Source organism: Phenylobacterium sp. (assembly GCF_037138395.1).
Taxonomy (GTDB): Bacteria; Pseudomonadota; Alphaproteobacteria; order Caulobacterales; family Caulobacteraceae; genus Phenylobacterium.
In genome coordinates this window covers 1-8,577 of the sequence record NZ_JBAXIM010000110.1, presented here as the reverse complement: position 1 = coordinate 8,577, position 8,577 = coordinate 1, and the positions used below count along the sequence as shown (strand labels likewise).

6 protein-coding genes and 1 tRNA gene are annotated in these 8,577 nt (G+C 68.3%); 5 read left to right on the top strand and 2 right to left on the bottom strand.

Annotated features, from left to right (window positions below; all coding sequences use genetic code 11):
• Window positions 1–686 (bottom strand): 7-cyano-7-deazaguanine synthase QueC (gene queC, locus WCJ52_RS09470; RefSeq protein ID WP_336903060.1); only part of this gene is annotated, 686 nt, incomplete at its 3' end.
• Window positions 687–960: 274 nt separating this feature from the next.
• Here queC and WCJ52_RS09465 point away from each other — a divergent pair.
• From WCJ52_RS09465 to WCJ52_RS09455, 3 genes are all read left to right on the top strand, one after another.
• Window positions 961–3,684 (top strand): TonB-dependent receptor, encoded by a 2,724-nt coding sequence (locus WCJ52_RS09465; protein WP_336903059.1) that lies wholly within the window; start codon window positions 961–963, stop codon window positions 3,682–3,684.
• A 251-nt stretch (window positions 3,685–3,935) separates the two neighbouring features.
• Window positions 3,936–5,039, top strand: coding sequence for a response regulator (locus WCJ52_RS09460; RefSeq protein WP_336903058.1), 1,104 nt, complete (start codon window positions 3,936–3,938; stop codon window positions 5,037–5,039).
• 63 nt (window positions 5,040–5,102) lie between these two features.
• The gene (locus tag WCJ52_RS09455) at window positions 5,103–5,735 is read left to right on the top strand and encodes a class I SAM-dependent methyltransferase (RefSeq protein ID WP_336903057.1); all 633 of its coding nucleotides are present in this window, start codon (window positions 5,103–5,105) and stop codon (window positions 5,733–5,735) included.
• 41 nt (window positions 5,736–5,776) lie between these two features.
• On the opposite strand, the gene WCJ52_RS09450 is transcribed toward WCJ52_RS09455, so the two are convergent.
• Window positions 5,777–5,853 (bottom strand) — tRNA-Met (locus WCJ52_RS09450).
• A gap of 98 nt (window positions 5,854–5,951) precedes the next feature.
• On the opposite strand from WCJ52_RS09450, the gene WCJ52_RS09445 reads away from it, so the two are divergent.
• Together WCJ52_RS09445 and asnB are read left to right on the top strand one after the other, a co-directional pair.
• Window positions 5,952–6,980 (top strand): glycosyltransferase, encoded by a 1,029-nt coding sequence (locus tag WCJ52_RS09445; RefSeq protein WP_336903056.1) that lies wholly within the window; start codon window positions 5,952–5,954, stop codon window positions 6,978–6,980.
• Window positions 6,980–8,577, top strand: a 1,598-nt coding sequence (gene asnB / locus WCJ52_RS09440) for an asparagine synthase (glutamine-hydrolyzing) (RefSeq protein ID WP_336903055.1), incomplete at its 3' end; no start/stop codon positions are given. The genes WCJ52_RS09445 and asnB, both read left to right, overlap by 1 nt.

The window sequence follows — 8,577 nt, the reverse complement described above, 5'->3', positions numbered from 1 at the left end:
TCCCGCCAGCCCCGGGCCCGGAGGTCGCAGGCCGGGCAGGCCCCGCAGCCGTGGCCCCAGGCGTGGCGGACCCCGCGCTCACCCGCATAGCAGGTGTGGGTGTCCTCCAGGACGATATCCACGAGGGCCTGGCCGCCCAGGCCGAGGGTCAGGGCCCAGGTCTGGGCCTTGGTCAGGCGCATGAGCGGGGTGTCGATGACGAAGGTCTGGTCCATCCCCAGGTTCAGGGCGGTCTGCAGGGCGTCGAGGGTGTCCCGCCGGCAGTCGGGATAGCCCGAGAAGTCCGTCTCGCACATGCCGCCCACCAGCCGCGACAGCCCCCGGCGGTCCGCCAGCGCCGCTGCCCAGGTCAGGAAGACCAGGTTGCGGCCCGGCACGAAGGTGTTGGGCAGGCCCCGGGCGCCCACCTCGAAGGCCCGCTCGGTGGTCAGGGCCGTGTCGCCAATGGCGCCGAAGGCGGTCAGGTCGAGCCGGTGGTCCGGGCCCAGCCGCGCCGCCCAGGCGGGAAAGCGCGCCTGGATAGCCGAGAGCACAACCTCGCGCTGGGCCATCTCGACCGAATGCCTCTGGCCATAGTCGAATCCCACGGTTTCGACCCGCGGATGGCGTTCCAGCGCCCAGGCGAGGCAGGCGGCGGAGTCCTGGCCGCCGGAGAAGAGGACAAGCGCCGTCTCGGTTCCGATCATGTCACCCCCAATACGCCTCCCGATGTTGCATTGCAAAACCCCGGACTGCCTTTGTGGCTAAGGAAAATGAAATCCGAACGTACAGAATTCCCTTTTTTTGGTGCATCGCACCCTCACGGAATATTGAGCCGGGCTAGATTGACTTGGCACCCCATAGGTAAACTGTCTGTAATGCCCGACAAGTCTGACTGCGTCGGGCGAGTTCCAAGGTGTTGTACGTCTTAGAAAAAAAGCAAAAAACCGGTGCTTTGCTGCCGGGGGGGAGGATCAAGTTATGAGTTCTTCGGGTCTGAAGCGCCTGCTTTGCCTGTCCGTTTCGGTCGCCGCCCTTACGGGCTTGGCGCACCCTGCAGCGGCCCAGTCTTCCAACACGATTGAGGAACTGGTGATCACTGCCGAAAAGCGGGAACAGAGCCTCCAGGATGTTCCCGTGGCCGTATCGGCCTTCTCTGCCGCCAAGCGAGACCTGATCGGTATCAACACGATCCAGGACATCACCAACTTCACGCCCGGCCTGCAATACAACAGCTCCACCGACCGGGTGTCGCTGCGCGGCGTGGGCCGCCTGACCAACGTGCTTTCCGCCGACGCCGCCGTCGCCAACTATTCCGACGGCATCTACGAGACCTTCGCCGTACGGGCGGGGTCGTCCACGCTCTATATCGACCGGGTCGAGGTCCTGCGCGGCCCGCAGGGCACCCTCTATGGCCGGAACTCCATCGGCGGCGCGCTGAACATCATCTCGAAGCGTCCTTCCAAGGAGGCCGGCGGCGAGGCGCGCTTCGGCGTCGACAACTTCGGTGCCACCAGCCTCGAGGCGACCTACTCCCTACCGGTCAGCGATCGGGTGGGAATCAAGCTTTCCGGCAACTGGTTCAACCAGAGCAATGGCTGGATCGACAACCTTGTCCCCGGCATGCCTGACGAAGGCAACGTCCGGAACGAGTGGACCACCGAGCTGCAGGTCAAGATCGACTTCAACGACAAGCTTGAGACCTGGCTGAAGGTCATTGGCACCCAGTGGCGCAATGGCGCTGGCGGTCCCGGTGCGGCGTCCGGTGCCTGGACCCCCGCCGAATGGCCCACCTACTATTCACCGCCCGGGGCGACCCAGCCCAACCAGGGCTTCGCCTGCTACAACGGCCCGATCAACACCGGGGTGACCAATGTGGTCAACCTGAACCCCGGCGGCTGCAAGAACCCTGCCGTCAACAGCCCCTGGACCATCGCCCGTCAGGTTCCCTACAAGGTCACCCTGCCGGTCGCCCTGACCATCGCCAACGAGTGGATCTATCACGCCGACAATTTCGACGTGAAATACCTGACCGGTGGTGTGCACTACCACTACATCCTGTCCGGGACGACCGACACCAATCGGGCGGCGCCGATCGCCTCCTATACCCTGCCGGCCCTGGGCAATCGTGGGCCTCTTGTGATCAAGCCCAGTGAAAGCTTCGTCTATCAGGAGGACAATGCCTTCTGGAGTCATGAGATCAACCTGATCTCGACAAACGACAGCCCGCTCCAGTGGGTGGTCGGTGCCTACTATTTCGACCAGCACTATACCCAGCCGGTCTATACGCAGAACTACAACCAGCCCCAGTGGAACGGGCCCTTCGCCTTCGGCTTCCTCTGCGCCCAGACGGGCGGGGTCTGCCCCAACCACACAGAGGGGCCGCGCCGCTTCGATAACCGTCCGGACGTCCACTCTCGGTCCTATGCCACCTTCGGCCAGATCGACTGGGACATGACCGACCAGTTCAAGTCTACTTTTGGCCTGCGCTATTCGCATGACGAGAAGTGGGGCCAGGAGTCGGTGCGGATCACCTGCTTCGCCGTTCCAGGCTGCGACTTCTCGGCCGCTTATGGGTTGCCCCCGATCATCGACCTGACCCAGTTGGGGTCCGTCGTGTCCTCGGGCGATGTGCTGAAGCCGGGTGTGGTGGGCAAGACCACCTATGATCCCGCCACCGGCTTCGCCACGCGCAAGCAGCGCCAAGCCTGGGAGGCGGTGACCGGCACGGCCGGCCTGGAGTGGAAGCCCGACGACGACACCATGCTCTACGGAAAGTATAGCAAGGGCTACAAGGCGGGCGGCTTCAACATCGGTATCTTCACCGTGCTGAGCTATTTCCCGACGACGGACAAGGAGAGCGTGGACTCGTTCGAGATCGGCCTGAAGAAGAATTTCGGACCGACCCTCCAGACGAATATGGCCGTGTTCCACTATATGTACGACAACCTGCAGATCCCGATCACTCGGGTCTCCTCGGGTGCTGTCCCGGCCTTCGGGCCTGGACCGACCACGGCCACCGACTTCTACAACGTGCCCAAGTCGATCTCGCAGGGCTTCGAGCTGGAGACAACCTGGCAGCCCATCGACAATCTGCAGATCCTCTTCAACTACTCCTACAACAACACCGAGATCCAGGGGGGGACGGCGGTGGACTCGGTCGACCCGACCGCCATCGACGCGAAGGCCAAGCCAGTCCTGACCTTCGCCCAGTGCGCCGTAATTACGAACGGCCAGTCGGCGTGCCCGGCCGACGTCTTCACGTCGGATCCCACCAAGGCCTATACACGTGAGCAGAAACTCGCAGGCAGTTCCCTGCCCAATGCGGCCAAGAACAAGGTAGCGGTGAACGTCAACTATACCTGGGAGTTCGAGGCTGGGTCCCTTGCCGGCTCGCTCAGCTACTTCTGGCGGGACAAGCAGTACGGCACGGTCTTCGAGCGCGCCTATACCGAGGCTCCCGACTGGTCGCAGATCGACGCCCGCGTGACCTGGTCCTCCGCGAACAGCGGCTACAAGATCATCGTCTACGGCAAGAACCTGACCGACGACATCGGCTACGACGCCGGTGCCACGGGAACTCGGGAAGCGGGGAACATCATCGCCGCCAACGGCGATGTGACCCGGGTCATCCAGGGTATCACCAGGAGTTATTCGGTGACCCCGCCGCGGACCTACGGCATCGAACTGCAGTACAAGTTCTGATCCCCGGCCGCCGGCCAGGGCCCAACCGGGTCCTGGCGGGCAGCCTTCGAATCATCGACTGGAAGTCCACCGCGCCTGGCGTCTGCGTCAGGTGCGGTGTCGATTCCGAGGGAGTGATCTTCCGCCTGGAACCCCCGTCGCGGGGTCCACTGCGCCACCGCCACACCGTGCATACTCTTTACCCAAATTAACCTTCGCGAAAGAGTGAGCCGTCAAAGTGGGCCCTGAGGCAGAAGGCTCACCGTTCTAAAATGTCTGTTCCCGATTACCTTTTCGACCGCGTGACCCAGGAAATCCGTCAGCAGATGGATTGCGTACTGGCCCTCACCACGCGGCTGGCCTCGCCCCTGCCGGCGGCGGATACCCGGGCCTGCGTCGAAGGCGTCGCCGTGGCGGCGGAGACGGTGCGCCGGATCACGGCGGCCTCCGCAGACATCCGTTCAGCCCTTTCCGACGCCCTGATCCTCAGCCCCGGCCCAGTGGCCCTCCGCGACCTTGTGGACCGCCTGGACGACCGCTGGCGCGCGCGCCTGACCGGTTCGGGCCTCACCCTCATGGTGTCCTACGACGGCCCGCCCGAGGGGGCGGCCATGCTGGACGCCGACCGAACCTTGCAGGTCTTTGACGGCTTCCTCGCCCACGCCCTCTCCGGGGTTCGGAAGGGTGCCGCAGAGGTCATGCTCCGCGTCCGCGAAAGCGGTGACGTTCTGGTCCTCGAGGGTCGGGTGCGGTCGTCCCGGACCGGCCTGCGGACCGATACCGAGGTCGACGTCCGTGAGATCGAGGAAATGTTCGGCCTTGAGGCGGCCATGGGGTTCATGCTTGGCCGCCACGTCCTGCGGCGACTGGGTGGCCGGGCCCGCATCCTCCAGAATCCGGGGCAGGGCGAGACCCTCAGCTTCGCCTTCCGCGCCGAACGTCCGCCCGAGCGGCCTGCGGAGGTCAAGAGCGCCGACCGCGCCGCCCACATCCTGGTCGTCGACGACAATGCAACGAACCGCATGGTGGCGGAGACCCTCTGCAGCATGTTCGGCTGCACCACCGAGCCGGCGGAAGATGGCGAGGCGGCCGTCGAGGCCGCGGCGACCGGCCGGTTCGACCTGATCCTCATGGACATCCGCATGCCGCGCCTGGACGGGGTGGGCGCCACCCGGCGGATCCGCGCCATGCCCAAGCCCATCGGCTGCATTCCGATCATTGCCCTGACCGCCAATGCAGATGCCGATGAGACCGCCAGCTACCTGGGCGCCGGCATGAACGGCGTCGTCGAGAAGCCGATGAAGCCGGACCAGCTGCTGCAGGTGGTCCGCGACACCCTGGCCCTGCCCCAACTGGATGCTTCCGCCGCCGCCTGATCCCTTGGCGAAAGGGTCGGCTCAGGGGCAGTGTACGCCCTGCCTGACCAGGAGGGGACACCGATGGCGAGCTGGTACGAACGAAACATCCTGCCGAAATTCCTCGCCTGCGCCTGTTCGGGGCCGCAGATGATGCGCCAGAGGTCGCGCCTGATCCCCCGGGCCGAGGGCCGCGTCCTGGAGCTGGGGGTGGGCATGGGGCTCAACCTGGCCTTCTACGATCCGGCCCGGGTGACCTCGGTCAGTGGCGTCGATCCGGCGGCAGAGCTCCGCGCCCTGGCCGAAGCCGCGCCGCGCCCCGAAGGCCTGGAGGTCGAGATCCTGCCCGGGGTGGCCGAGGACCTGCCCTTCGAGACGGACAGCTTCGACAGCGTCGTCTGCACCTTCACCCTGTGCTCGGTGCATTCCCCCGAGCGCGCCCTGGCGGAGGCCCGTCGGGTGCTCAGGCCGGGCGGACGCATGTTCTACTGCGAGCACGGCCTGGCCCCCGACGCCGACGTCGCCCGCTGGCAGGGGCGGATCGAACCGGTCTGGAAGCGCCTGGCCGGCGGCTGCCGCCTGACCCGCCCGATCCTGCCCCTCCTGGAGGCCGCGGGCTTTTCCACCGAAGGGGCCGAGAGCGCCTACCTGCCCAATGTCCCCCGCTTCGCCGGCTGGAACATCCTGGGAGAGGCCAGCATGGTGAATCTGGCGTGAAGCCAACTGGCGGATGTCTTGCCGGGTATGTCTGCGGAAAGTGGTAGCTGGGGGCGGGATCGAACCGCCGACCTGTGGGTTATGAATCCACCGCTCTAACCATCTGAGCTACCCAGCCGCCGGGCCATTTCGGCGAGGGGCGGTTTATAGGGTCTGGCGCGGCGCGCTTCAAGCCGCTTGGGAAGCGGGGCCGGGCTTGCTAGGGTCACAGCTGCGATGAGCGTCCTGCATCTCCTGGGAACGGCCGGCGAAGGCGGCGCGGAGACCTATTTCGTCGACCTGGTCACAGGGTTGGCGGGATCGGGACAGGCGCAGGCGGCGGTCCTGCGCCCCAACGCCGCCCGCCAGGCGGCCCTGGCCAGCGCCGGGGTCCCGGTCCGGGAGCTCCGGTTCGGCGGCCCCCTGGACCTCTTCACCGCACCCGCCGCAGGCCGCTTTGCCCGCGCCCACGACACCAGCCTCGCCCTGGCCTGGATGAACCGCGCTGCCCGGCATACCCCCCGGGGGCCCTGGGCGCGGATCGGTCGCCTGGGCGGCTATTACAACCTCAAATATTACAAGGGCTTCGACGCCCTGGTCGCCAATACCGAGCACATCGCCGACTGGATCGTGGCCCAGGGCTGGCCGGCGGGCCGGGTGCACTGCATTCCCAACTTCGCCGCCCCCGCCGAGGACGCCCGGCCCGTCGACCGGGCCAGCCTCGACACCCCCGAAGGCGTCCCCCTGCTGCTGGCCATGGGCCGACTGCACGAGGCCAAGGCCCACGACGTGGCCCTGGAGGCCCTGGCCCGCCTGCCGGAGGCCTGGCTCTGGATCGCCGGCTCCGGGCCGGAAGAGGGCCGCCTGAAGGCCCTGGCCGACGGGCTGGGCCTGGCTCGCCGCGTGCGCTTCCTGGGCTGGCGGACTGACGCCTCGTCCCTCTACCGGACCGCCGACCTCTGCGTCTTTCCCTCCCGCTACGAGCCCCTCGGCAATGTGGTCATCCAGGCCTGGGCCCACGGCCTGCCGGTGGTGGCCGCCGCCTCCACAGGCCCGGCGGCCCTGATCCGCGACGGCGAGGATGGCCGGCTGGTCGCCGTGGATGACCCGGTGGCCCTGGCGGGGGCTCTCCGGGACCTCCTGGACGACGCGACCGGCCGCCGGGCCCTGGCCGAAGCGGGCCTTGCCCGGGTGGCGGGGGAGTTTTCCCGGGCGGCGGTGGTGGACCGCTGGCGCGAGCTCTTCGCCGCCCACGGCGCCGGCTGATGTGCGGCATAGCCGGCGTGATCAACGGCCAGGTCGCCGCCGCCGACCTCATCGCCGCCCTCCTGCACCGGGGCCCGGACGGCGTGCGCACCGAGACCCTGCCCGGGATCTCCCTCGCCCACGCCCGGCTGTCGATCATCGACCTCGAGGGGGGCTGGCAGCCCCTGCACGCCGCCGGCTCGGTGGTGATCGGCAATGGCGAGATCTACAACTACCTGGAGCTTGCCCGGGACCATGGCCTGGAGGCCAGCCTGGCCACCGGGTCTGACTTCGAGCCCCTGCTGCACCTCTATGCGCGGGAAGGGCCCGACGCCTTCCGGCGGCTGCGCGGCATGTACGCCTTCTGCCTGGTCGGGGGCGACGGGCGCACCTGGCTGGTCCGCGACCCCTTCGGCATCAAGCCCCTCTACCTCCTGGAGCGCGACGGGGCGGTGCTGTTCGCCTCGGAACCGCGGGCCTTCCTGGAGGCCGGCCTGGTAGATCCGGTGATGGACGCTGCGGCCGCCGAGGACCTGCTGGGCCTGTCCTACACCACCGGCCAGGCCACCATCTTCCCCGCCCTGCGGCGCATGGCGCCCGGCGAGATCCTGGAGGTCACGCCCCAGGGCCTGGTCCGCCACGAGCCCCGCCCGGCCCTGCCGGCGCGACGGGCGAACCGCGGCGGCGTCGAGGCCGACCTGGTGGCCCGCCTCGACGCCCTCCTGGAGGACAGCGTCCGGGTGCACCAGAGGTCGGACGCGCCCTACGGCCTCTTCCTGTCGGGGGGGATCGATAGCGCCGCCATCGCCGTCCTGATGGCGAGGCTGGCCGAGCGCCCGGTCACCGCCTTTACCTGCGGCTTCGACGCCCCCGGCGCGGCCGATGAACGATCGCAGGCCGAGAAGGTCGCCCGCGCCCTCGACCTAGACTGGCGCGAGGTGCGCTTTGACGAGGCCGAGTTCTGGCGGCTCCTGCCCAGGGTGGCGCACGCCCTGGACGATCCCACCGCCGACTACGCCGCCCTGCCCACCTTCCGCCTAGCCGAGGCGGCGCGGGACACGCTGAGGGTGGTGCTGACGGGGGAGGGGGGCGACGAGCTCTTCGGCGGCTATGGCCGTTACCGGCGCGCCCTGCGTCCGGCCTTCCTGGGAGGGCGCCCGGCTGAGCCCCGGCCCGACCATCCCGAGGTGCTGGCCCGCTGGCGCGAATCCGGGCGGCCACCACGCGGGCTGACGCCCCTTCAGTCGGCCCAGTGGTCGGACACCGCGACCTGGCTGCCCAACGACCTCTTGATCAAGCTGGACCGCTGCCTGATGGCCAACGGGCTGGAGGGCCGGACGCCCTTCCTCGACCCGCAGGTGGCGGACTTCGCCTTCACCCTGCCGGACCGGTTCAAGGTGCGCGGCCGGTTCGGCAAGTACCTCCTCAGGTCCTGGCTGGCGGGCGTCTGCCCGGCGGCGGCGCCCTGGGCCCGCAAGCAGGGCTTCACCGTCCCCGTCGAGGCCTGGATCGGCCCCCGCGCCGCTGACATCGCCGCCCGCATCTCGACGGTGGAGGCGGTCCGTCGCCTGCGCACCCCCGAAGCCGTCGCCGCCGCCTTCGCCCCCGGCGGAAAGGG